Source organism: Larkinella humicola (assembly GCF_008727875.1).
Taxonomy (GTDB): Bacteria; Bacteroidota; Bacteroidia; order Cytophagales; family Spirosomataceae; genus Larkinella; species Larkinella humicola.
This window is the reverse complement of the sequence record NZ_VTWS01000004.1, coordinates 386,468-410,590: the sequence shown is the minus strand read 5'-3', so window position 1 is coordinate 410,590 and position 24,123 is coordinate 386,468. Positions and strand designations below refer to the sequence as shown.

26 protein-coding genes are annotated in these 24,123 nt (G+C 51.7%); 12 read left to right on the top strand and 14 right to left on the bottom strand.

The window, feature by feature from the left end:
- Positions 1 to 93: 93 nt before the first annotated feature.
- The 4 genes from F0P93_RS17710 (at position 94) to F0P93_RS17695 (ending at position 3,657) form a co-directional block, all read left to right on the top strand.
- Positions 94 to 990, top strand: coding sequence for an NAD-dependent epimerase/dehydratase family protein (locus tag F0P93_RS17710; protein ID WP_150878265.1), 897 nt, complete (start codon positions 94 to 96; stop codon positions 988 to 990).
- A gap of 138 nt (positions 991 to 1,128) precedes the next feature.
- Positions 1,129 to 1,386: a hypothetical protein gene (locus tag F0P93_RS17705; RefSeq protein ID WP_150878263.1), complete on the top strand. Its 258-nt coding sequence runs from the start codon at positions 1,129 to 1,131 to the stop codon at positions 1,384 to 1,386.
- A 10-nt stretch (positions 1,387 to 1,396) separates the two neighbouring features.
- The gene (locus F0P93_RS17700; protein ID WP_150878261.1) at positions 1,397 to 2,359 is read left to right on the top strand and encodes an amidohydrolase family protein; all 963 of its coding nucleotides are present in this window, start codon (positions 1,397 to 1,399) and stop codon (positions 2,357 to 2,359) included.
- A gap of 173 nt (positions 2,360 to 2,532) precedes the next feature.
- A complete protein-coding gene (locus F0P93_RS17695; protein ID WP_150878259.1) occupies positions 2,533 to 3,657 on the top strand; it encodes a Fic family protein in 1,125 nt (374 codons plus the stop codon).
- A 162-nt stretch (positions 3,658 to 3,819) separates the two neighbouring features.
- Here the strand turns inward: F0P93_RS17695 and F0P93_RS17690 are convergent, their stop codons facing one another.
- Together F0P93_RS17690 and F0P93_RS17685 are read right to left on the bottom strand one after the other, a co-directional pair.
- Entirely contained in the window at positions 3,820 to 4,212 is a 393-nt protein-coding gene (locus F0P93_RS17690) for a DUF805 domain-containing protein (RefSeq protein WP_114404513.1), read from the bottom strand.
- A 246-nt stretch (positions 4,213 to 4,458) separates the two neighbouring features.
- On the bottom strand, positions 4,459 to 4,908 hold the full coding sequence (locus F0P93_RS17685; RefSeq protein WP_150878257.1) for an Hsp20/alpha crystallin family protein: 450 nt from the start codon (positions 4,906 to 4,908) through the stop codon (positions 4,459 to 4,461).
- Positions 4,909 to 4,944: 36 nt separating this feature from the next.
- Here F0P93_RS17685 and F0P93_RS17680 point away from each other — a divergent pair, with 36 nt between their 5' ends.
- The 3 genes from F0P93_RS17680 to F0P93_RS17670 all read left to right on the top strand — a co-directional run bounded on the left by F0P93_RS17680 (position 4,945) and on the right by F0P93_RS17670 (position 6,717).
- Positions 4,945 to 5,166: a hypothetical protein gene (locus F0P93_RS17680; RefSeq protein ID WP_150878254.1), complete on the top strand. Its 222-nt coding sequence runs from the start codon at positions 4,945 to 4,947 to the stop codon at positions 5,164 to 5,166.
- 46 nt (positions 5,167 to 5,212) lie between these two features.
- Complete coding sequence (locus F0P93_RS17675; RefSeq protein WP_150878252.1) at positions 5,213 to 5,611, top strand: OsmC family protein; 399 nt, start codon at positions 5,213 to 5,215, stop codon at positions 5,609 to 5,611.
- A gap of 77 nt (positions 5,612 to 5,688) precedes the next feature.
- A complete protein-coding gene (locus F0P93_RS17670; protein ID WP_150878250.1) occupies positions 5,689 to 6,717 on the top strand; it encodes a sensor histidine kinase in 1,029 nt (342 codons plus the stop codon).
- Between the two features lie 18 nt (positions 6,718 to 6,735).
- Here the strand turns inward: F0P93_RS17670 and F0P93_RS17665 are convergent, their stop codons facing one another.
- The gene (locus F0P93_RS17665; protein ID WP_114404519.1) at positions 6,736 to 6,939 is read right to left on the bottom strand and encodes a hypothetical protein; all 204 of its coding nucleotides are present in this window, start codon (positions 6,937 to 6,939) and stop codon (positions 6,736 to 6,738) included.
- 75 nt (positions 6,940 to 7,014) lie between these two features.
- On the opposite strand from F0P93_RS17665, the gene F0P93_RS17660 reads away from it, so the two are divergent.
- From F0P93_RS17660 to nadD, 4 genes are all read left to right on the top strand, one after another.
- Complete coding sequence (locus F0P93_RS17660) at positions 7,015 to 7,629, top strand: sigma-70 family RNA polymerase sigma factor (protein WP_114404520.1); 615 nt, start codon at positions 7,015 to 7,017, stop codon at positions 7,627 to 7,629.
- Positions 7,630 to 7,713: 84 nt separating this feature from the next.
- A complete protein-coding gene (locus F0P93_RS17655) occupies positions 7,714 to 8,013 on the top strand; it encodes a zf-HC2 domain-containing protein (protein ID WP_225309527.1) in 300 nt (99 codons plus the stop codon).
- Positions 8,014 to 8,019: 6 nt separating this feature from the next.
- Complete coding sequence (gene gmk / locus F0P93_RS17650) at positions 8,020 to 8,619, top strand: guanylate kinase (protein ID WP_138992718.1); 600 nt, start codon at positions 8,020 to 8,022, stop codon at positions 8,617 to 8,619.
- Positions 8,620 to 8,655: 36 nt separating this feature from the next.
- Positions 8,656 to 9,228, top strand: coding sequence for a nicotinate (nicotinamide) nucleotide adenylyltransferase (nadD, locus tag F0P93_RS17645; protein ID WP_150878248.1), 573 nt, complete (start codon positions 8,656 to 8,658; stop codon positions 9,226 to 9,228).
- A gap of 38 nt (positions 9,229 to 9,266) precedes the next feature.
- On the opposite strand, the gene F0P93_RS17640 is transcribed toward nadD, so the two are convergent.
- The 3 genes from F0P93_RS17640 to cysS are packed head-to-tail and all read right to left on the bottom strand — an operon-like array spanning position 9,267 to position 12,209.
- Positions 9,267 to 9,701 carry a hypothetical protein gene (locus F0P93_RS17640; protein WP_225309526.1) on the bottom strand — a complete coding sequence of 145 codons (435 nt, stop codon included), beginning with the start codon at positions 9,699 to 9,701 and terminating at the stop codon, positions 9,267 to 9,269.
- Positions 9,691 to 10,689: a M28 family peptidase gene (locus tag F0P93_RS17635; RefSeq protein ID WP_150878246.1), complete on the bottom strand. Its 999-nt coding sequence runs from the start codon at positions 10,687 to 10,689 to the stop codon at positions 9,691 to 9,693. The genes F0P93_RS17640 and F0P93_RS17635 overlap by 11 nt, the downstream gene beginning before the upstream one ends.
- A gap of 20 nt (positions 10,690 to 10,709) precedes the next feature.
- On the bottom strand, positions 10,710 to 12,209 hold the full coding sequence (cysS, locus tag F0P93_RS17630) for a cysteine--tRNA ligase (RefSeq protein ID WP_150878244.1): 1,500 nt from the start codon (positions 12,207 to 12,209) through the stop codon (positions 10,710 to 10,712).
- Positions 12,210 to 12,396: 187 nt separating this feature from the next.
- Here cysS and F0P93_RS17625 point away from each other — a divergent pair, with 187 nt between their 5' ends.
- Positions 12,397 to 13,314: a PfkB family carbohydrate kinase gene (locus F0P93_RS17625; protein ID WP_150878242.1), complete on the top strand. Its 918-nt coding sequence runs from the start codon at positions 12,397 to 12,399 to the stop codon at positions 13,312 to 13,314.
- 135 nt (positions 13,315 to 13,449) lie between these two features.
- On the opposite strand, the gene F0P93_RS17620 is transcribed toward F0P93_RS17625, so the two are convergent.
- The 8 genes from F0P93_RS17620 to F0P93_RS17585 form a co-directional block, all read right to left on the bottom strand.
- Positions 13,450 to 14,733, bottom strand: a complete 1,284-nt coding sequence (locus F0P93_RS17620) for a M16 family metallopeptidase (protein ID WP_150878240.1) — start codon at positions 14,731 to 14,733, stop codon at positions 13,450 to 13,452.
- Positions 14,734 to 14,818: 85 nt separating this feature from the next.
- Complete coding sequence (gene porV, locus F0P93_RS17615; protein ID WP_150878238.1) at positions 14,819 to 16,066, bottom strand: type IX secretion system outer membrane channel protein PorV; 1,248 nt, start codon at positions 16,064 to 16,066, stop codon at positions 14,819 to 14,821.
- A 117-nt stretch (positions 16,067 to 16,183) separates the two neighbouring features.
- The gene (gene porU / locus F0P93_RS17610; protein WP_225309525.1) at positions 16,184 to 19,579 is read right to left on the bottom strand and encodes a type IX secretion system sortase PorU; all 3,396 of its coding nucleotides are present in this window, start codon (positions 19,577 to 19,579) and stop codon (positions 16,184 to 16,186) included.
- A 7-nt stretch (positions 19,580 to 19,586) separates the two neighbouring features.
- Positions 19,587 to 20,189 (bottom strand): SprT-like domain-containing protein, encoded by a 603-nt coding sequence (locus tag F0P93_RS17605; protein WP_138992710.1) that lies wholly within the window; start codon positions 20,187 to 20,189, stop codon positions 19,587 to 19,589.
- 72 nt (positions 20,190 to 20,261) lie between these two features.
- Positions 20,262 to 20,453, bottom strand: coding sequence for a hypothetical protein (locus tag F0P93_RS17600; protein ID WP_150878234.1), 192 nt, complete (start codon positions 20,451 to 20,453; stop codon positions 20,262 to 20,264).
- A gap of 125 nt (positions 20,454 to 20,578) precedes the next feature.
- Positions 20,579 to 21,070 (bottom strand): GtrA family protein, encoded by a 492-nt coding sequence (locus tag F0P93_RS17595; protein ID WP_150878232.1) that lies wholly within the window; start codon positions 21,068 to 21,070, stop codon positions 20,579 to 20,581.
- Positions 21,071 to 21,171: 101 nt separating this feature from the next.
- The gene (locus tag F0P93_RS17590; RefSeq protein WP_150878230.1) at positions 21,172 to 22,563 is read right to left on the bottom strand and encodes an NADH-quinone oxidoreductase subunit N; all 1,392 of its coding nucleotides are present in this window, start codon (positions 22,561 to 22,563) and stop codon (positions 21,172 to 21,174) included.
- Positions 22,564 to 22,656: 93 nt separating this feature from the next.
- Positions 22,657 to 24,111 carry a complex I subunit 4 family protein gene (locus tag F0P93_RS17585; RefSeq protein ID WP_150878228.1) on the bottom strand — a complete coding sequence of 485 codons (1,455 nt, stop codon included), beginning with the start codon at positions 24,109 to 24,111 and terminating at the stop codon, positions 22,657 to 22,659.
- Positions 24,112 to 24,123 lie beyond the last annotated feature (12 nt).

Genomic DNA, 24,123 nt, shown 5'->3' with positions numbered 1-24,123 from the left:
CGGTGCAACCCCAATCCATAGCTGAATAAAGGATTGACCTTCGTTTATAAGTTAGTTTGCTTTACTACCTTTATCGTTTTACCAAACACATTTATGACTAAACAGCGAATCTGTTTTACCGGGGGATCTGGGAAAGCCGGTAGGCACGTCATTGCCTACTTACTGAAGCAAGGCCATACCGTGATGAATGTTGACCTGAGTCCGTTGCAGCACCCGGGAGTCACCAATTTGATCGCCGACATTACCGATTCGGGTCAAATGTTTAATGCGCTCAGTGCCTATGCCAGCTTCGACGAGTTGGAACCCGGTACGGGCATACCCCGATTTGATGCCGTCGTTCATTTTGCCGCCGTACCCCGCATTTTACTCAAACCCGATAACGAAACCTTTCGGGTCAATACCCTGGGTACCTACCATGTGATTGAAGCCGCGGTTAAACTGGGGATTCAAAAAATTATTATTGCTTCCTCGGAGACCACTTATGGCATCTGCTTTTCGGATGGGCAAACCAACCCGAAAGTTTTGCCCCTGGAAGAGGACTATGACGTAGATCCCATGGATAGCTACGGCTTATCGAAGGTGGTCAATGAACAAACGGCCCGCAGCTTTCAGCGACGCTCGGGCGTGGATATCTATGCCCTGCGGATTGGCAATGTGATTGAACCCCATGAATACGGGGAGCTGTTCCCTTACTATCTGGCTCACCCTGAAGTACGTCGCCGTAACGCTTTTTGTTATATTGATGCGCGGGATCTGGGCCAGATTGTCGACTTATGTTTGCAAAAAGATGGGCTGGGCTACCAAGTATTCAATGCCGGGAACGACCACAATGGGGCCATTCTGTCCAGTAAAGAACTGGCGGAACAATTCTTTCCCGGTGTACCACTCCGTCGCGAGTTGGAAGCGCATGAAGCCCTATTTTCCAATCGCAAAATCCGGGAAGTGCTGGGCTTTAAGGAGCAACATAACTGGCGGAAGTACGTAAAATGAGGTAACCTACGGATGTATTATTCATCCCATTGGCCAGGCTAATCGTAGGCTTGATCATAGAGAAGTAAAGGGGAGTCTACTAACCGAATCGCGATTATCCAACCGATCCGTTCGAGGCTCCGGCGGGTCGGCCGGGCGATGCTGGAAAGCCAGCAATACACCTGCCAGATTTCGGAATTGCCCCTCTACCACTATACGGCGTTGCTGCTGCCGCTGAAGGGCTACCCGCTCTGCCAGTGGGATATGTACGTGGCCGAGGACATCGGGTTTGCCAAGTGTGCCCCTGCCACCCAAAACCGGACCCGGACACTGAAGAGTAGCAAAATCAGGCCATTAAGACTAAACCGCAAATACAAACCGCGCCAAAGCCTGCTCAAGTTTCCCGGGAACTACTAATTTTAGGTCCATGAACCGCAGAAATTTTCTGGCCCTGGCCGTCGGTGCTTCCGCTGCGACCGGGCTTTCCCCGGCGGACCGGACGGAGGATACCGCCATCCCGGTCATTGACACCCACATTCATTTGTTCGATACGGATCGCCCGCAAGGGGTGCCCTGGCCGACCAAGAAAGACGGCATTCTGTATAAACCCGCGTTGCCGGACCGCTACCGCAAGATTGCGGTGCCCCTCGGCATTGTGGGCGCAATGGTCGTGGAAGCCAGTTCCTGGGCCGAAGACAACCAGTGGGTACTCGACGTTGCGGCCACGGACAAAATCATCGTCGGAACCGTGGGCAATCTTGAGCCGGGCAAGCCGGACTTCCGCCAGCAACTCGAACGCTTCCAACGCAATCCGCTGTTTCGGGGAATTCGCTACGGAAATCTCTGGGAACACGATCTGTCCCGCCAACTAGCCAATCCCCGGTTCGTAGCGGACCTTCGCTTCCTGGCTCAGGCCGGACTGGTGCTGGATACGGCGAATCCGAATCCAGCGCTCCTGGCGGCCATCGTGCGGGTTACGGATCTGGTGCCGGATCTGCGGGTCATCGTCGATCATCTTCCCCAAATGACCATGCCGGAAGCGGCTGCGGCCCGAAAAACCGCTGAAGCCGACCTGCAGGCGTTGGGCAAGCGGCCCCAGGTGTATGCGAAGATTTCTGAAGTCCTGCGCCGGGTGGACGGAACGATTCCACAGACGCTCAGTTTCTACAAGGCACGGCTGGATGAGCTCTTCGATCTCTTTGGCGAAGATCGGTTGCTTTATGGCAGTGATTGGCCGAATAGCGACCAGTGGCGGCCTTTTCACGTCGGATTGGGCCTGGTTAGGGAATACTTCAACGCGAAAGGCCGAACCGTAGCCGAAAAGTACTTTTGGAAGAACTCGGTTGCGGCCTATCACTGGCAAAAGCGCGACCCTTCACAGCCCGGGTGAAACCAGTATAACCCGCTGACGGACAAGATCCCATTTCCTGCCAAATTTACACTGAGTCAATATCCGCCACGGCTAATATATACAGGAAAAGCCTGTTTTCTATATATATTAGCCGACACATGTATAGAAAACGTACGTTTTTTATACATGTGTCGTAACTATTAATTTCCGTCATGCCATTTATTCTAGAACCCTTACCCCCAATCGCTGATCTTGAATCCCGCGCCATCCTCCGCAAAGTAGCGGCTGCTCATCGGTATCTGGCTGAGTTGAAGGGCGTGGCTGCTACGATTCCAAATGAATCAATTTTAATTAACACACTGGCATTACAAGAAGCGAAAGATTCATCAGCAGTAGAAAATATAATCACAACGCACGACGATCTTTTCCGGGCTGAGCTGTTTACAGGCCTCCTCACCAGCCCTGCTACGAAAGAAGTGCAACGTTACGCCAACGCGCTCAAAAAGGGCTTTGCGCTGGTGCGTGAGCAAAAGCTGCTAACATTACGGCATATTCTCGCTATCCAACAAGAGTTAGAGCAAAACAATGCTGGTTTCCGTCGCTTACCGGGAACAGTACTTCGCAATGGTCAAACGGGAGAGGTTGTCTATACGCCACCGCAGGAAGCAGACATGGTGATAAAACTGATGAGCAACTTAGAGTTATTTATCAACGATGATACGATGCTTGATGTCGACCCCCTCGTAAAGATGGCCGTTGTGCATTACCAATTTGAAAGTATTCACCCTTTCTACGACGGCAACGGCCGCACCGGGCGTATCATTAATATTCTGTATTTAGTGCAGAAGGAGCTACTCAACCTACCGATTCTTTATCTGAGTCGTTACATTATTCAGAACAAAGCCGGTTATTATGAACATCTTCAAGCTGTAAGGGACCAGCAGAATTGGGAAAGCTGGATACTCTATATACTGGACGGTGTAGAGCAGACCGCCCGGCAAACGATTGTGCTCATACAGGCTATTCGAGATATGATGCAGCAATATAAGCATAACCTTCGTGTACAGCTGCCCAAACTCTACAGCCAGGATTTGCTAAATAATCTATTTCGGCACCCTTACACCAAGATTGATTTCCTGATGGACGACCTTCGCGTAACCCGTCTGACAGCGACACGCTACCTGGAACTGCTGACGGAGCAGGGTTTTGTGCATAAGCAGAAAATTGGCCGCAGTAACTATTATGTTAATCAGCCACTGATGAAGCTCTTTGTTGAAGTAGGCAATAGTTTACCCCAAACACCGGTTCCGCTGATCCGCACAATAACTAACCAGTAATCAACCTCTAATTTAATGATAGTTAGTGCTTTATATAATTAACGAAACCATAATACCTTCCCAAACAGACCTCAGCCAGTTGGTTATTAAACCTGTACTCCACAAAAACCCGCCCAACTCTGGTGAATCGGGCGGGTTCATTTATACTTAAAATCGAGAAAATCAGGCGACTGTGGCAGCTTTGGCTTTCGGGTCGGCACCATATTCATTGACGCCACGCGTGCCTTCGGTGCAGGCCAGGATCAGGTTATAAAACGGAATCAGAGCATACCAGCCGCTCTTGCCGACATCGTGCATCCGCCGGATCGCTACGGCAACCGAAGGAACCAGGATCGCCAGGTTAAACAGCATTGTTATCCAGCCAATCACCGCCAGACCGTCGAAAAGCAGGATGTTGGTAAAATTGATCGCCTGCGTAACCAGCATGTTGATCAGGAAAAAATACCAGTACTCGCTCCGCCGGGCGCGCCCGTTGAAATCATTGTACTTTTTCAGGACCGAAACGTAATTGTCCAGAATCGAATTGGTGGTCGAAGAAGGGATGGATGTGTTCATCGTAGTGTTTGTAAGGAATTGTTTGGAATGATGTGAGAGTCCGGGTTTCGCTGTTTTTTGGCCCGTTGTTGCATCAAAAGTAGTGGGTCGGCCAAGGGGCCACAACGCCGGAGTGGTAACTGGTAGCAAAAATCTGGTAACTGGTGGACCCATGGCAGTAACTGGTTGACAACCACCTGAAAACCGGAAATTAGCCCATCCTTTCGGCACAAAAAAACGGCCTGCTCGGGGAGCAGGCCGTCCGGCTTAGCCGATTTCGATGCGTCTCGGGCCTTTTTGTTTGGCCTCTTCCCGCTTGGGAATTGTCAGATGCAGCAGGCCTTTTTTGTATTTGGCCTCAATCCGGTCTTCATCCACCACGTCTTTGGGAAGCACGAAGCTGCGCTGGAAGGATTGGTAGCTGAATTCCCGGCGCGAATAATTTTGCGCTTCTTTTTCCTCGCTGTGCTGTTTTACTGAGGAAATCGTGAGCTGATTGCCGTCCAGTTCAACATTGAAATCTGTTTTTTCCATACCGGGCGCTGCCAGTTCTACCTCAAACGCTTCGGTGGTTTCCTTAATGTTGACCGACGGAATGGTCGTTTGCGTTGTGGAAAAATTGCTGTTGTTCCAATTAAAAAGATCCCGGCTAAAAAAGTCATCGAACAAAGCCGGAAACGCCGGGGACGAAGCCCCATTCCTTTTGATGAGTGACATATCAACCTCCTTTTTTAAAAGTTAAACAATACAGAAATGAACATCGATGAGCGGTTTTCACCGTCAGAAACCGGTTTTTCAAACCCTGTGCCAACGGGATTTCTGGCAGAAAAAGTGGCAGAATCAGGACCGGTTTTCTGCCAAAAGTACCGTCAAAAAAGAAATTTTGTCAGTAAGAATGACTTGACCTACACCGCGTTGCTCCTGCTGACAGACTTTGAAGCGTCTCTCCTTTTCAGTAGCTTTACCAGAGCATAAAAACCGCGGGGAGACGCGATCCAACCCGATTTAAATCCGCAAAGGCATGGAAATTTCCGCTTCCCTCAAAAATACCTTCCAGCAGCACGAGGTGGTCGTGCAAACCAACGGCGATGCAAAAACCGTCCAGATTTCCCCGAAACCGTCGGGCTACGGATCATCGCTCAACGGGGGCGAACTTCTCCTACTGTCGCTGGCAACCTGCTTCTGCAACGACATCTACCGGGAAGCCGCCGAACGAAACATCACCGTGTCGGAAGTGGAGGTTGTTTGCACCGGCCAGTTCGGGGGCGTGGGCGAACCGGGGAGCAATTTTCAATACAAAGCCCGGGTCGTCTCCGACGCTCCTGCGGAAGCAATTGACGCGCTGATTAAACACACGGACCGCATTGCTGAAATCCACAATACCTTGCGGCAGGGACTGAGCATCACGCTGGTTTCGTAAGCGCAAGTGAATGTTGGCGATGTGGATTTTTTGCACACATTTGCAGTGTTTTAACGCCCTTGCCTAAACACACCTTCATGTTGGACCGACTCCATAACCGCGGGCTCCGGATTGGTGGCATTCTGCTGTTGACACTGCTGAGTGTCAGCTCAACCGGGTATTTGCGCCCGCCGATCACCCAGCTCGGTCTGATCAAAATCGCCATTGCTCTGGTGTTCATGACCGTCATTTGGGAAATGAACCGGTTATTGATCGGATTTTTTCTGAAGCGGTATCCACACCGCTCGCAGGTAATCAAACGCCTGGTGTGGACCGCACCGGTCTGCTTTATAACAACATGCGTTATCCTGGTTCTGGTTAGCGGGATTTCGTCGTTCCTGTTGACGGGGCGTGTGTCGTTTCAAACCCGATCAAGTGACAGTCTTTTATCCAGTGCCACCACCATCACACTGGTGATTCTGGGCGTCTACGAAGCCTTTCGCATTTCGATCCTGCTCAGCCAATCAGAAAAAGAAAAGGAGCAACTCAAAATCGCCAACCTGCAAAGCCAACTGGAAGCCCTGAAGCAGCAGGTCAATCCGCATTTTCTGTTCAACAGCCTGAACTCACTCGGCGCCCTGATCGAAGAAAATCCGAAACAGGCGGGTCAATTTCTGGAGGAACTCAGCAGCGTTTATCGGTATTTGCTGCGCTCCAACGAGCAGGATCTCATTTCGCTCACGACCGAACTTGATTTTATCCGCTCGTATTTTCACCTCCTGAAAACCCGCCACGGCGATGGGCTGGAACTCCGGTTGCGCGTAGATGAACGGTACCGGAGCCACCAACTGCCCCCGCTGACGCTCCAGCTTCTGGTGGAAAATGCCGTCAAGCACAACATGATTCTACCCGACCAGCCCCTGCTGATTGAGATCGCAACCACCGACGAAGGCACGGTGCGGGTCGCCAACAACCTGCAGCGGAAACCCTCCCGCATTTTTTCGAATGGCGTCGGAATCTCCAATATTTTGAGTAAATACCAGATGTTAAATCAACCCCGCCCGACCGTACACGAAGAGAATGGACAATTTTTGGTCACGCTCCCCCTCATCAAACTGGATTCCTGACGTTCTGATTTTCACTCTCTATTTCTGTCCTTCCATCCGCCTTAACCAACCATCCATCACCCCCGGCTTGCGTCCTGCCAATTTGTCTTGTTCCTTGCGATTCCTGAGATCAAAACCGGCTAGGATTGATTTTTGCAGTATTCTTAAAACATTGCCGTTGAATTTTTTATTATCCGTTAAATAGTCTTTCTCAAGCGCTAACCCCTTGATTCTATGAAACATCGCTACTTGTCACGCATCCGTATGTATTGAACCCGAGAAAAAAATGGATGCCATTTAATTTTCATTTGTAATTTTATGACGACGATGCCCGAAATTATGTCAGATACGCAACTCCAAGGGTATACAGACGAACAAAAGTACCAGGTCTTCAACAAGGAGTTCATGCCCCACATCGACTCCATGTACAACTTTGCCTTCCGCCTGACGATGGACGAAGATGACGCGAACGACCTGGTGCAGGATACCTATTTAAAAGCTTTTCGATTTATCTCCTCCTTCGAACAGGGAACTAACGCGAAAGCGTGGTTGTTCCGCATTCTGAAGAACAGCTTCATCAACGATTATCGCAAGAAAAGCAAAGAACCGGCGAAGGTTGATTATCAGGATGTAGAGACAACCTACAATTCTGACGAAGCATCGGAAACCGAGCACACGACGGACCTTCGGTTCGAAACGGTGCAGGACATGATTGGTGACGAAGTGGCCTCCGCGCTCAACTCGCTGCCGGTCGATTTCCGGACGGTTATTATCCTCTGTGACATCGAAGGATTCACCTACGAGGAAATGGCCAAAATTCTGGATATTCCGATTGGAACGGTTCGCTCACGGTTACACCGTGCCCGGAATCTATTGAAAGACAAGCTGAAAGAATACGCAGCGTCAATGGGTTACAACAAAAATGATGACTAACTGAAACTTTTTGAGATAGATACTTGGTTGTTATGTCAAGTTACATATTGTAGAACAATTTCTGGAATAAATTAAACATTTCCAATGTCAGGCACATTGCATTCGTCGACTACGGTTGGTGTAGAGGGTAGGCAGGCGACCGCCCCCATGAAGGAAAGCTGCGAACATCAGGCCGAGTGCCTGAAACGGATTCAGTCGATTCTGGACGGTGGGGCTACCGAAGAAGAAAAAGAACATTTCAAGCAACATATCGATATCTGCAAACCATGCATCGATATGTACCACCTTGAAAAGTGTATCAAAGAAGCCCTGCAGGGCAAAGTTGAAAAGAAGTGCTGCCCCGACAAAATTGCGGCCGCAATTCGATCCGAAATCACTAAATAAGCGGCATTGGACGGCAAACTGATTATTTTTTCGGCACCCTCCGGTTCAGGTAAAACCACCATTGTCAGGCACTTGTTAGCCACAAACCCGAATCTGGGTTTTTCAATCTCCGCCTGCACCCGCGACCGCCGGGGCCGCGCAGAACAAAACGGCAAAGACTATTACTTTCTGACTCCCGAAGATTTTAAGGAAAAAATTGACAACGACGAGTTCGTCGAGTGGGAAGAAGTGTATGTCGGCGCCTTCTACGGAACGCTCAAATCCGAGATCGAACGCGTCTGGAGTAACGGAAAGCACGTTTTGTTCGATGTCGACGTTCAGGGCGGGTTGAAACTCAAGAAATACTACGGAGACAAAGCCCTGGCCATTTTTGTGAAAGTGCCGGACGAAGAAACCCTGAAACAACGCTTACTGGACCGTGGAACCGAAACCGATGACAGCCTGTCAAAACGGCTGTTTAAGGTCCACTTCGAAATGAGCTTTCAGGATCAGTTCGACGTTATTCTGGTGAACGACGACCTGGAAACAACCCTGGAAAAAGCACAGAAACTGACGGATAATTTCCTGAACGAGAACATCATTCCGGAAAAAGCTACTGTCGTATAATACGAACCGGATGGTAAGTCTGAACGCGGTCTGCTCATGAAAATCGGCTTATTCTTCGGCTCTTTCAATCCCGTACACATTGGCCATCTGATCATCGCCAACACCATGGCGACCACCACCGATCTCGAACAGGTCTGGTTTGTGATTTCTCCCCAAAATCCGTTTAAAAAGAACAAAAGCCTGCTGCACGAGTTCGACCGCATCGATCTGGTGGAGCGGGCTATTGCCGACAATTCGAAACTGAAAGCGACGGACATCGAATTCTCCATGCCCCGCCCCAGCTTCACGATCGACACGCTGATCCGGCTGCAGGAAAAATACCCGCAGCACGCGTTTAAACTCATCATCGGGGGTGATAACCTGGCGCAGTTTCCGAACTGGAAGAACCACGAACAGATTCTGGAGTATTTTGGGCTGTACGTCTACCCGCGCCCGAATAGCGAACCCAGTCCGCTGGAGCAACACCCGAATGTGCGGTTTGTGCAGGCACCCCTGCTCGATATCTCCGCCACCTTCATCCGCGATTCCCTGAAAAATAACCGCTCGATTCGCTATCTGGTCCCGGACGTAGTGGGAGAGATTATTGAACGGAAAAAGTTTTATATTTAGATTCGGTGGGTTTTAACCGGGGGAGGAGCATGGAAACGTCAGGGCCTCCCTCGTTGAAATGTAATCTCCGTCACCAATCCAATCGCACTGATCCGCAGCGCCACCGAGCGGCTGTCGGTTTTCACCTTTGGGTCCTCGCAGTGTACGCCTTTTTCGAGAAAGTAAATGTAGAATTTCTGGTTGCGGTCGTCCAGTTGCTCACTGTCCGGGCGACCCAGAATCTGGCCAATTTCATTCGAGGATTTTCCTTTCAATTCCTGCCGAACGGTTTTGAAATCATCGACCAGTGTGGCTCTAACGCCGTTGCAACCACCCCGATCCGTCCGCCATTTGACCAGATCCAGCTTACCAAGCTGATCCGGCGGAGGAGAGCAGCTTGCTAGAAGGAACAAAGCACCCGGAAGGATGAACAGCCGAAGAAAAAACCGCCGACCCGTCCTGAAATCAAATGCGGTTAACGGTTCATTGTTCATTGTATAGCGTTTGCAGCAATACCTGGCCGACGGCTTTGAGCGTGCCGCGGTCAATGTTGTCCATGTCGTCGTGGGCCGTGTGCCAGTCTTTGAAGAAACTTCCCGACTCCACTTTCAGGTGGATAATATCGATCATCGGAATTTTAGCGACTTTGTTGACCGGCAGGTGATCATCCGTAATGGCGGGACCCGATTGGCCCGTGTCGACAAAATACTGGTTGTAGCCCATGCGGCTGGCCGTTTCCCACACTTTGTTGACCACCGTGGGCGCATACTGCATGGAATTGCCTTCTTTCAGGAACGTAGCCCCTTTGGCACCCACCATGTCGAGCAAAACGCCGTAATAAGCTGCATATCCCGGTTTATGCTTATTGGCTGCCCAATATTGCGACCCCAGGCAAAAACCGCCGTATTCGTCTTTCGCCTGTTCGGAATTACCCCAGTCCTCGGCATCGAAGAAAATCAGATCGATACCCACATCGGGCTTCACGCCGGATTGCTGAATGGTCCGGGCCATTTCGAGCAAAACACCGACACCACTGGCCCCGTCGTTGGCACCGATCACCGGTTTGGTCCGGGCCACGCTGTCCTGATCGGCAAACGGGCGGGAATCCCAGTGGGACGCCAGAACAATCCGCTTGGGCGCATTCGGATTGATGCTGCCGATGATGTTGCGGGCGTTTAATTTGAGATTGTCGTAGGTCGTAGCCGTAAAGTTCTGCACCGTGACCTCACAGCCGAATTGCTTCAGTTGGGCAATCAGGTAGTCTCCACAACGCCGGTGCGCATCGGTATTGGGCACCCGCGGCCCAAACGCCACCTGCTTCGCAACGTACGCGTAAGCCGAATCCGCATTGAACGCCGGAGCCGTAACCGTTTTGACTTCGGTGGCCTGATTTTCCTGCTGATCCTGTTTTTTGCTTTTGCAGGAACTGACGGTGATCACCGCAGCCAGCCAAAAGAGAATGATTTTCCTGTTTAGGCGCATGTTTTACCGATAAGATTTGACTACTCTTCGTAAGCCCAGTCGATCCGGTGCTTCATATCTTTGATGGCCAGCCCCTGCGCCTTGAAATAGGAACGGACCTGATCCACTTTATCGTATTGCTTCTGGTCTTTATACTCCCGGTATAACGTCAGCATACCATCCAATACCGCATTACTCTCGGTCTTTTCTTCGGTCAGTCCCAAAACGCCTTCCATGAATTGAATGAACGACTCTTTCAGTTCCGTAAAGATTTCTTCTCCCAAAGCCGCCGGCTGAAGCTGATTTGCATACAGCATGTTAACGTATTTCAGCAACGCAAACAGTTGGGCAATGCCCACCGCCGTGTTCAGATCGTCGTTCAGGGCACCGTAAAAATCGGCGATCGCCTTGCGAATTTCCTGCTGCTTTTTCTCATCAACCGTCACGTCATCGGCTGCGGTATAGGTCAATGTCTTCGCGATTCGCAACCCGTTTGCCAGCCGTTTGTAACCTTTCTGGGCCGCTTTGAGGGCTTCGTTCGAAAAGTCGAGCGTGCTCCGGTAATGCGATTGCAACATGAAAAACCGCACCGTCATCGGGCTGTAGGGCTGTTCGAGCAGGTGGTGCGTTCCGGTCACCAGTTCCGACGGCAGAAAGGAGTTGCCCAGTGACTTCGACATTTTCTGTCCGTTCACCGTCAGCATGTTGGAGTGCATCCAGTACCGCGCCGGTTCTTCGCCGTAAATGCTTTGTCCCTGCGCCACTTCGCATTCGTGGTGTGGAAATTTCAAATCCATTCCACCCCCGTGAATGTCAAACTGTTTCCCCAGGTATTTGGTACTCATGCAGGTACACTCCAAGTGCCAGCCCGGAAAACCGTTGCTCCAGGGCGACGGCCACCGCATCAGGTGTTCGGGGGCGGCTTTTTTCCAGAGGGCAAAATCCAGCGGATTCCGCTTTTCCGACTGACCATCCAGATCGCGGGTTTCGTTCAGCAGATCCTCCAGAATCCGCCCGGACAGTTTGCCGTAGTTACCGCCCTGCTGGTTGTATTGCAAAATATCGAAATACACCGAGCCATTCGATTCGTAGGCCAGCCCTTTGTCGATCAGCACGCGGACGGCTTCGATCTGCTCGACCATATGGCCCGTTGCGGTGGGTTCGATGCTGGGCGACAGCAGGTTGAACAGCTCCGTTACCGAATGAAAATCGTTCGTGTAGCGCTGCACGATTTCCATCGGTTCGATCTTCTCCAGTTTCGCCATCCGCCCGATCTTATCTTCGCCATCGTCGCCGTCGCCCACCAGGTGGCCCACATCCGTAATATTCCGCACATACCGAACTTTGTAGCCGATGTGCGTCAAATACCGAAACAGTGTATCGAAAGTCAGAAACGTGCGGACGTTGCCCAAATGCACGTAGTTATAAACCGTTGGCCCACAAACGTACAAGCCCACGTAAGGCGCGGCAATCGGTACAAACAGGTCTTTCCGGCGGGTGAGCGTATTGTATAACTTTAGCGGCTGTGTCGGTGTTGTCATTCTTCAATCGGTCGATCCGACCCTACGGTTTTCTTCGACCACAAATCTACACAATGTTCGTCGGAAGTCAGCGCGTTGTGACGAGTGGCAAATGGCGTAGTTTTCCTATCTTCGCAACAATCTGGGGCTGGCAGTCAGCCTTCTGTTCGTTCAACAAGTTAGTTCACACTGTATTTATTCAATCAGCATGAGTTTGTTAACCGTTGGTTCAGTGGCTTTCGATGCGCTGGAAACGCCTTTCGGCAAAACCGATAAAATCATCGGCGGAGCCGCCACGTACATTACGCTGTCAGCATCGTATTTTACGAATGAAAACAACCTGGTAGCCGTCGTCGGCGACGATTTCCCGCAGGAGATGATCGACATCCTCGAGAGCCACGGCGTCGATACCACCGGGCTGGAAATCCGGAAAGGCGAAAAAACGTTTTTCTGGTCGGGGAAATACCACAATGACATGAATACGCGGGATACCATCGATGTGCAGTTGAATGTGATGGAAAAGTTCGACCCCGTTATTCCCGAAGCTTACGGCAACTGCGAATTTCTGATGCTGGGCAACACCGCCCCAGCCATTCAGAAACTGGTCATCGAACGGCTTCCGAACCGCCCGAAACTGATCATGCTCGACACCATGAATTTCTGGATGAACATCGCCTGGGACGACCTCATGGACGTGATCAAACTGGTGGATGTGCTGACGGTGAACGACGAGGAAGCCCGCCAGTTGTCCGGCGAATATTCCCTGGTGAAAGCAGCTGCCAAGATTGGTGCGATGGGACCCCAAACCGTGATCATCAAGAAAGGCGAACACGGCGCGCTGCTGTTCCACGGTGGCCACATCTTTTTTGCGCCCGCGCTGCCCCTCGAAGAAGTCTTTGATCCAACCGGTGCGGGTGATACGTTTGCGGGCGGTTTTATCGGCTACCTGGCCAGCACCGGCGATGTGTCGTTCAACAACATGAAACGCGGTATTATTTACGGTTCCGCCATGGCGTCGTTCTGCGTCGAAAAATTCGGTGCCGAACGGCTTTTCAATCTAACGACCGACGAAATCAACGAGCGTGTCGCGAAGTTTGTGGAGTTATCGGCGTTTGAAATTCAGTAAGCACCCGTGGACTTATTGATTTAAACAAAATAATCGCTGGATTCATATTTGGTTTATCAGCCCACAGCTAAAGCAGTGGGTTGATAAACCTTCACTTCGGCGGTTATTTTGTTTAAATCAATAAGTCCGTGAGTACTATTTCCCCCCAACCACCACCTCAATCAATGACCCATCCGGCAAATACCGGTTGGCCATTTCCAGAACCTGTTCGGCCGTGACGGCACGAATGTGTTCGATGTAGGTCGAGATGTAATCGGCGGGTAAACCGTCGAAGAGCAACGCTTTGTAGCGGTCGGCAATTTCAAACGGCGTATTGAGATTGCCCACGTAGGAGCCCGCCATGTAGTTCCGAACCGTTTCCAGTTCGTTTTCCGGCACCAGTTCCTCGCGCAGCCGCCCGATTTCTTTCCCGATTTCGTCGAGTGTTTCCTGCGTATTTTCGCGTTTGACGTCGGTTCCGATCAGGAACGATCCCTCATTGGGGTGCATCGCCAGGTTCGACCAGATTCCGTACGTAAATCCTTTTTCTTCCCGAATGTTTTTCATCAGCCGGGAGCCGAAATAACCACCCAGCACTTCGTTCATCACCAGCGTCGGAAAATAATCCGGGTGTTTGCGGGTAAACAGCAACCGCCCCAGCCGGATCGACGATTGCAGGCTGTCGGGTTTGTCGACCAGACCCGGCGATAGATCGCTGATGGCGGTTTTGGCCGCATTAGCGGTTTCCGGAACGGTTTCAACCACCTGATGGCCCAGGTATTGATTAATCAGGGAAATTTCGGTTTCGGTAATTTGTCCGGCCACCATGACCCGGAAGGGCCGTTGCCGAATGCGTTGCCGGTAATACGCTTCAATACCTTCCCGCTGAATCGCTTCCAGCGTTTCCGGTTTCTGGTTATGGCCGTAGGGATGGTGAGCTCCAAAAACCTTTTCCCGAATCAGGCGGCTGGCAACGAAGTTGTTTTTTTCCAGATTCACCCGCAGTGTTTGCAGCGTAATGTTTTTCTGGTGATTTAGTTCTTTTTCCGGAATAACCGACTCCATCAGCATTTCCTGAATCATCGGCAACAACGCCGGCAGGTGCTTTGTCAAACCGTAAACCGTCAGGCTGGCGCGGTTGGTCCCGCTTTGCTGCTCGACGAAAGCCCCGTAGCGGTCAAAATATTCACTGATTTGGGCCGAAGAGTGAGAATGGGTTCCTTCCGTCAGCATTTTCATCGCCAGCGACGACAGCCCCGGTAAGGGTTCATACCACGCCCCGGCGTCGAAAATCACTTCCAGCCGGATAACGGGCTGTTGTCCGGCGTTGATCCAATACAGCGGCTGACCATTGTCCATCGTCAGCGTCGCGATGGCTGGCACCCTGACCTCTTCAATTCGTTTGTATTCGGGTGCTTCGGTTCGGTTTACAACTTCCATTGTTCAATCAATTGCAATGCTCAGGCGGTAAAAAAAGAATGGCACGCCCGAAGGGTGCCATCGTTACAAGTGGAGTTAGGTTCGCTTATTCAAGATTGTCATCGGCATCGTCCACTTCGGCCGATTTGGCTTTTTTGTCGATGTCGATAATCAGCGAAATCCGGAAGGTTTGCGCCAGCGGGCTACCCTGCGTGACCGGAATCAAATAGGCAAAGTCGATCCCGTATTTCTGTTGCAGCCGAATGCCCAAACCGGTGGTAAAGTATTGGCGGCCACCTTTCAGGCGAGGTTCGTGGTAATACCCGACGCGGGCAGCGAACTGTTCGTTATACCAGTATTCAATACCGGTGGCAATGTTGATTTCCTTCACCTCTTCCGAGAAGCCGTCAGGCGCATCGGAGAATGAACCAAAAATGGAACTGAGCGTAGCCCGGTTCGGATCTTTTCCCTGCGCAATGATAGGCGTGGTACCGTTGTACTGAACCACCCCATTGACGGTTTTGTACACCGGCGGAGTAGGTACCATCAACTTGTTCAGGTCAAGGATAAAGTTGAATTTGTTGAATTTATCGGTATACAACGTCAGCGCCGTCCCTAATTTCAGGTTGGTTGGGATGGGCGCAGGTGTAGACGTACCATACGTTACTTTACCGCCAATGTTGGAAATAATCCCGCCGAAAGCCCACTTGAACCCTTTGCCGGTAATATCGTCCCGCACTTCGTTCTGGTAGAAAGCACTGATGTCGAAAGCCGCCGTCGACGCCGGTTTCAGCGAGACGCCATTGACCGAGTAATTGCCGGAAAGGTTCGAGTTGATGTACCGCAGGTTGACGCCCATCGAGAAGTTCTGAAACAACCGGCGGGAATACGAAGCCGTAACGGCATATTCTCTGGAGTTGAACGAACCGGCCGGCTGACCCAGAATGGTGGTAAAGTCGATGGTTCCCATATCGAAATACATCAGTGAAAGACCGATCACATCGTTCTTGCTCACTTTTTTGTAGCCCGATAAGAACGTAAAATACATATCGTCTACCCCGATACTCCGCAGCCAGGGCGTATACGACAACGCCAGCCCCTGATTCTTCTCGGCAAAAACCAGCTTCGCCGGATTCCAGAAAACCGCATTGGCGTCGGCACCCAGCGCGGCACCGGCATCTCCCAACCCGGCACTACGGGCGTCGGGCGTAAAGTTCAGGAACGGCAAAGACATTTGAGGAATCCGGTACGCGACCGTGTCCTGCCCCAATAACCCCCCACTAACCTGGGCATTTGAAACAAGCGGAAGTGTCAGGCAACCAAGTAAACAAATTGACGATAAGGTACGTGTCATAAAAGAGGTTTAATTAACTCCCGAATCAGCGCGTTCGTTGGGTAACCAGGGTAAGAACGCCAAATTTACGATGTTTAAGATAGAATATAAAAGGACGATTAGAATATATTTTTATAACTATCTAACGTAGAGCAACTTGCCCGAATGCATGGCCGACGAGCCATCCGACATTGAACGCAAAATAAGCCGATATACATACAAACCGGGTATAACGGCAGCTCCGCCCGGCATGGTTCCGTTCCAGCTTAGTCCGGTAATAGACGCGTTGCAGTTGGAACATTGATCGATTCGTTCGCTCACCGTTCGGCCGCTCAAATCGGTAATCAGCAGCGTACTCTCTAACGCATCGCCGGGCCGATTGTGTTGCAAACCGAAGTTTGCCTGTTCCTGAAATGGGTTGGGTGTTACAGCAACCGACCGAATGACCAGGGGCGGTTGTGCGGAAACTACAAAAGTCAACGTTGTTTCCGACGGATTATTGTAAACATCCCACGCTTTTACCTGAACTGTGTACGCACCCGGTGGCAGGTTCGGCCAGTCATACTGAACCGTCCCGCCCCGCGAATCATCCAGATTGGGGGTAAAATACGCATTCACCACAACCGGCGTCCCCTCGTTCAACCGGACCGTTATTTCGTGACCAATACCGTTACGCGCAATATTGATGCCATTTTCGTCATTAAGTTTGGCAATCAGTGTAGTAATCGGTCCAAAAACCGTTCCGCCGTCTACAAAAGTCGTATCGTTCATAAACAGCCGGATGACCGGCGGCTTCGTATCGGCCACCGGATTAGGGACACTGCTACCAATTAATAAATTATCGTAACTCCCGGCGGCTTCGACCAGACTGTCCGCCTGAACAGCATACAGAAACAGTTTTCCCAGACCAACGCGGTAGTCCAGATCTTTGGGCATCACAAACTGACAGACGAACCGGCCATTCTGAACGCGCACCTGACCGGCATATAACGGACTTCGGTAGTCGGCATAGTTCATGGGCGGACTGAACTCGGTGCCGTTGGTCGTTACGGTGTCCGCTTTGTCGAACAGCGTCACTTTTACGTACCCATTAAATGGATTCAGAACCGACCGGCCCTGCTGAACTTCGCCTTCCAACCGAACGGTTTCCAACGCCCGGAGCGTGTCGGCCTGGGCTCCAACGGTTTTTCCGTTGATGCGGGTCAACACGGCCTGGGCCGTTGGAAAAGCCAGTTGCATGGACGGATCGCCCAGAAGCGTAAAATTGCGGTTCAGACTACCGCTGAGGCTACCATTTTTAGTTAGACGGATCAAATCGCCCAGCCGGGGCGCACCGTCGGCGGTGTTTTGGGCGAGGGCATCGTAAAACGCGTTGTTCAACAGATAATTCGTACTGGCGTAAACTGGTCGGGCCGTCGTCAGGAGGGCAATGCTGCCGCCCTGCGGGTTCAGTAAAGCCAGTTCGGCTCCGGACGTCTGCGCCGGATCGTCGTAGCGACCAAACTGGCAGGTGGCCGTCACAAAAATCGGGAGCCGTTGGTTGGTCCAGCCCAGAATATCCTGCAAAGTCACCACCTGTTCCTCGGCCCAGCCCGACTCGCCCCCGTGGCCCGTATAATTGACAATCAACCGACCGTCGTTCAACGCTTTCGTTATGGCCTGATTCACGAGCGGAGCTTTTTGCCCGCCAGGGCTCGACTCCTGGGTAAAACTGTCCAGATACAGCTTTTCGGTCCGAAACGGCGGTCGTAAGGTCGTTATTTTCTGGGCCAGCCGGTCGGCATCGGTTTGGTGAATGTTCGGAAAGTCGCGGTCGCCATCGTCGGCCACAAACGATATTTTCGTCTGCCAGTCGCCCGGCAGTTTCCCCGTAGCGGCATAGCGGATCAGCTTATCGACCATCGTCCGGGCTTCTTCAGCGGATTTCACCGGCAGTCGGCCCACGCCAATGTCCAGTGAATGGTCGCCCGAAAAATCTTCCGTCCATTCGCCCTCGGCGGTTTCCAGAAACCCGAAATAATCGTCGGAACTGTAGCTCAAAACCGGGTGCAGCGACTCCCGGCTTTCGTAGGTTGGCAGCGTAGCCGCCAGTTGAGCCGGGGTCAGCAACTTCGAATAGTTTTTGTAATCGAACGTCGCATCGCCAAACAGCAGCAGGTATTTGAGCTTACCCGGTGTCTGGTTATTCAGCAAACGGGCGAAATCCCGAAGGGCCGTGGGGTCGGGCTGACCGGACGCAAATTCGTTGTACACTTCCTGCGAACTGACAACCAGCACCGTGAGCTGATCGTTTTTCCGGCGAAAATCAGCCAGCCGTTCGGCCTGCACTCGCCAGCTTGCCGGGGTAATGATCAGCAAATCGGGCGTTTCGCGGCTTTGGAGATTCTGGTTGGCAACCGCAACGGCGGTTTCGGGCGCGCTTGCCTGCTCCGGCGAAAAAATCAGGTATTCCCGCAAGCGGTTTCCCACGGCCGGCAGGCTTCCCTCCTGCTTGTCATTGACCGTGACGGGCATCGAAACCGGCCGTTGCCGGTTGGTCACATCCCACACCTGCATCGTCGCATTGGCCTGTTGAATAACATAGCGAACGGTTGCGAAACGGACCGATTCCAGCGATCGGAAAAGAAAGGGTTCGTCATACCGGCGAAGGATGCGCCGGGTCTGAAGCGCCAGCGATTGGAGATAGCCCTGCCCGTTTCTGTCGTACGTCAATGTCAGTTTCACCGCACTTTCCAGCGAAACGGGCGTTAGGGTAAACGTCTGGCGGTTTTGACGGCCTTTCCGATCATACTGGTAATCCGTTACGCTTTCGATGGCCTGGTTTCCAACGGATTGCGCCCCCCATTTCAACTGAAACTGGGTATTGATCAGCGCACGCCCTACGACATCGGAGGTCACCAGCGCACTCGAACCGGTTACTATACCAGGCAAATTGAACGATACGGTTTTATCGGTTCCAATGCCGAGGTATTCCAGCCACTCCCGGCCCGACCGAACCAGGTTGGTCATTTCCCCGCCCGCTTTGTAAAACGCGTAGTCGTCAAATTCGGTGATTACCGTACCGGTTTGCGGCAGCGTAGGCTGAGTGGCGATGCGTTTGCCGGTTTTCTGGCCGAACGTCAGAAAATAATACGTCGTATCGGTGTAGGGGTTGATCTGGTGCGAAAATCGCCGGGTGGTCGAATCGTAAGAAATGGGGTGCGGACTTTCGGCAAAAAAATAGACGGCATCGCTGGCATCGAACCGGCCGTCGGTTTCGCCGGTTACCCAGGTGGCATTTTCGGTGAGGTCGCGCGGACGGTCTTTGTGGTTGGCCTGCGGTAAGGCAGCCCCGCCGTTGCCAAAAAGTCGGATCGTGCGCGGGTCGACGGTCGAAACCGGGACGCCCGATTTCGTCAGAAAAGCCGCATCGAGTTTGTAGATACCGGTTTTAGTAATCCCTATTTTCAGCCACGCCCCCTCGGCCAATGCGGACGGTATCGGTTGCGCCTGCGTAGCCAGAGCCCATCCGATTCCAAGCAGCCAAGCAGCCAACCCGCATCTAGTCCGTTTTTTCCACCCAAACATGCGCCCAAATCGATACTCTCAATCCTGTAGTTTTCTCCGTACAAACGACGCGGGTTCGCCGTTTCATGCCCCGGATGTATTCTTTCTGCAAAAAACGAAACGTCTCCCCTTCCGGCATCTCCACCAGCAACTGTTTCCCGGCAGGTTGCTCGTCCATTTCCCGCAACGAACGGGTGAGCGTCGGATGTGCCCCCGTCGAAGCCGCCGGGTTACTCAGGTACTGTTTCAACGGAATCAATACGGTTTTGGGAAAAACCGACTCGTGCAACACAGGCTGCATGACTTCCCGGAAGGTTTTTTTCCAGATCGGTCCGTGCGGCTGCCCAAACCGGCGGTAGCGTTGATAAACGAGCAAATGAGCCACTTCGTGCAGGTACGTAATCAGAAAAGCGTAGGGATTCAGGTCGCTATTGACGGTAATGGTCAATCCTTTTCCGGGCTCGGCCCGAAAATCGCCCAGCTTCGTACGCCGGGGACGCGACGCAACAAATGTGAAGGGATGGTTTTTCCACAAATCGTAACAATAGGTGACGGCATGGCCCGGCAGGTGTTTTTCAAATAGACGAAGTACTTCCATTCCCACTAAAAACAAAAAAGCCCTATCATAAAGATAAGGCTTTTTCCGTCAGTTCGTTTTCAGATCGTCGGATTACTTCGTCGTATCGGCAGCCGCGCTGTCAGCCGGAGCAGCCGTTGCGCTGTCGGTCGACATGGTGCTGCTGTCTGATGACATCGTAGCCGTGCTGTCTGTCGTTGTCGTTTCTTCCGTTTTGGGTTTGCTTTGGCAAGCTGCGAAAGTAAGCATGCTGCCTACGAACAGAAGTGCGAATACTTTTTTCATTTCGTCTCGGGGCGTTTAAGGTTTGAGTCGTAAATTTAACATAAAATCAAAAAATACAATAACATCCTGCCTCTCAACTGGTAAAATATAGGATAGGCTTCTTATTATCACATTACATATGGTATTTATTCAGTACCACGACCGGATCGGGCTTTGAACCGGTCATACATGCCGGTGCTGCGGAAGGTCAACAGTTTATGCCCAAAATAATTGGCCAGAAAGCTGAATCCCATTCCGACGACGTGTGAGCTTTTTTCGCGCCAGAATAACGATACCGCTGGAAAATACGGATTGGCCACCCATTTCAGCGTCGCAACGGCCATGCCCACCTGTACGCCCCAGGCAACCAGTGCGATCACCAGAAACTTGACGACTTCACGACCGGTGTTGCCGGTTTCACGGGCCGCAAAAGCGTAATTCTTGGTCGGGAGAAAACTGACCACCGTGGCTGTCAGGTAGCCCAATAAAACGCTGGTGTCAAAATTGAAGAATTTCCGGTAAAAGATCTGGGAAACGAAATTGACCGTTGCCCCTAAAAGCGCCGTTAAAAAGAATGTAAAAAAGCTTTTCCCTTTTACTTCTTTGGTTTTAGGTTGGCTGTTATTCACACTGATCACCTGGTGCAGAGGATTTTAGTTGTCTGAGAACTCAAAGGTAAATAACTGCCCGGCTTACACCTTTACTGGTGAGGAGTTTATGAGCCAACGGTTACCATGCTCTACATCAAATTCTGAAATAAACCGGGCACCAGCCCCAGAATGATCGTGATGGCCGTGGCCGCGATCAACACAAACCGGTAGAACGGAGCCACCTGAATGTAGGTCGATGAGCCTTCCCGGAAATACATGGCGATCACCACCCGGAAGTAGTAATAAATCCCTACCGCCGACATCAACACCGCCAGCACCAGAATCCAGACCATGCCTTTGTCGATTGCCGCCGAGAAAACCATGAATTTGCCCCAGAAACCGGCCGTCAGCGGAATCCCGGCGAGTGACAACATGGAAACGGCCAGAATGAACGCCAGCAACGGGTTCTGCCGCGATAATCCGTTGAAAGCGGTATAGGTGTCGTCGGGGCGTCCGTCGAAAGCACGCTGTTTGGCCACCACCAGCAGAATGCCAAAGGCCGCGATGGTAGCAACGGAATAGGCCAATGAATAGAAGACCAGCGCCTGCTTCGATTGTTGACCCAGAGCCGCCAAACCGATCAGCAAATAACCGGCGTGGGAAATGCTCGAATAGGCCATCATTCGTTTAAAGCTGTCCTGGTAAGCTGCTGTCAGGTTTCCGATCAGCAAGGTCAGCCCGGTAATAGCCGCCAGCGTAATCCACCAAAAACCGTAAATGGCCCCGAAAGCAACCGACAGCAACTGGAGCAAAGCCGCAAAACCGGCGGTTTTTACGACCGTCGACATAAAAGCGGTAAATAAGGTCGGTGCGCCTTCGTAAACGTCGGGTGTCCAGAAGTGAAACGGAGCCGCCGATACTTTGAAGAGCATGCCGATCAGCACCAGCAATACGCCCATATACAGCAGCAGCGAAGGACGACCCTGCGCCAGCGCGATGTAGCCTTTGATATCGGTCAGCGTGAACGAACCTGCCGCTCCGTACAACAACGCCATGCCAAAAAGCATGATGCCGGTGGCAAAAGAACCCATCAGAAAATACTTCAAAGCCGCTTCGTTGGAACGCAGATTCCGCTTGTCGCTCCCCGTCAGGACGTACATGGAGACCGATAGAATTTCGACGCCAACAAAGAGCATAATCAGGTTTTCGTAGGCGATCATCATGATGGCACCGACGATGGAAAACAACAGAATGGCGTAATATTCAGCGGGTTGAGCGGCTTCATCGTCCAGAAAATCGCCGGAAAGGGCAACGACCATAAACGCTGAAATCAGCACGATGCTGGTAAATAAAATGGCAGTGTTGCTGATCAGCAGCATGTCGCCGAAATACAGATACGATTTATTCCACTCCAGAAAACCGGCTCCCAGGGCAAGCAGGATAAAAAATAAAGTCGCCGGTAACAGAACCGCCCGGGACTTCAGAAAGCCCAGGTACAGAAGTACGATTCCAAATACAGACAGCAGTATAATCGAAAGCATATCTTTTATCGTTTGAAGTATCAGGTCTAAAGTTTAACGTTTAGTCTGTTATCAAGATGGTCGATCTTTAAACATTAAACTTTAAACGTCAAACTATTTTATAAACTGTAACAGATTCGCGACGGCCGGTTCGGTCAGTTTCAAAAACGAGTTGGGAACCAGACCAATCCAGAAAACCATGATGCAAAGTGGAATGAACACCCAGCTTTCGCTTCCGGAGACGTCTTTGAAACCGGTCGTTATCTCCGTGGTTTTGCCAAACATGGCCTTTTGGAACAACCGCAGCATGTAAACCGCCCCAAAAATGATGGTCAGACCGGCTACGGCACCGAGAATGTTGTTGTATTCGAACACACCGGCCAGCAGCAAAAACTCACCGACAAAACCGTTCGTCAGTGGCAGGGCCACACTGCCCAGCAGCAGAATCATGAAATACACCGTCAGTTTCGGCGTGTAACGGGTGATGCCGCCCATCTGGTCAAGCAGCCGGGTGTTGGTGCGCGACGCGATGATGTCGGCCACGAAAAACATGCCGACCACGTTAATCCCGTGAGCCAGCATCTGCACCAGCGCGCCCTGAATACCATAGGACGTTTGCGAGAAAACCCCGGCGGCCATTAAACCGACGTGCGAAAAGGATGAATAGGCAATCAGACGCTTGATGTCGCGCTGGCGAATGGCGATGATTGCGCCATACACGATGCCGATTACGGAAAGAACGATGGCCGTGGTTCCCCAGAGGTTGACGCCTTCGGGAACAATCGGTAATAAAAGACGAATAACGCCATAAACCCCCATTTTCAGCATAATACCGGCCAGCAGCATGGTGGCGGGGGTCGGTGATTCGACGTAGGTATCGGGTTGCCAGGTATGAAACGGGAAAACCGGCATTTTGATGGCAAAGGCGATGAAAAAGGCCCAGAAAATCCAGGTCTGCTCGGTTGCGCTCAGCGTCAGGTTATACAGATCCGTTATCGCTGACGAATGCAGGCCGGCTGCGGTCGACGTTTTGAAGTACAGATAAACCAGTGCCACCAGCATGAAGAGACTCCCGAAAATCGTGTACACGAAGAACTTGAACGTGACCGCGATCCGGTTTTCGCCCCCCCAGGAAGCGGCCAGGAAGTAAATCGGAATCAGAGCCGCTTCGAAATACAGGTAGAACAAAAACGCATCCCGCGCCGTGAAAACCCCCATCAGGGCGGCTTGCATGAACAGAATCAGGGCGTAAAAAACCGCCGGCCGTTCGTAGGTATGGCGAAAAGCCGATAGAATGATCAGGGGGGTCAGGAGGCCGGTCAGCACCACCAGCAACAGACTGACGCCGTCGATCCCGGCACTGAAGCGAATGCTGCCCGCGGCAATCCACGGGTAATCGAAGGCGAATTGCGACGTTGCGTCGGGGACAAAACTAAAAAAAGCGTAACCCGACAAGCCCAGTTCGACCAGAGCGCCCAGAAAAGCGATTTGTTTGGCCTGTTTCCCCCCAACAGCCAGCACCAGCAGGGCCGCCAGAATCGGAAAGAGCAGAATAGAAAGTGTAAGCATCTACTAGTTGTA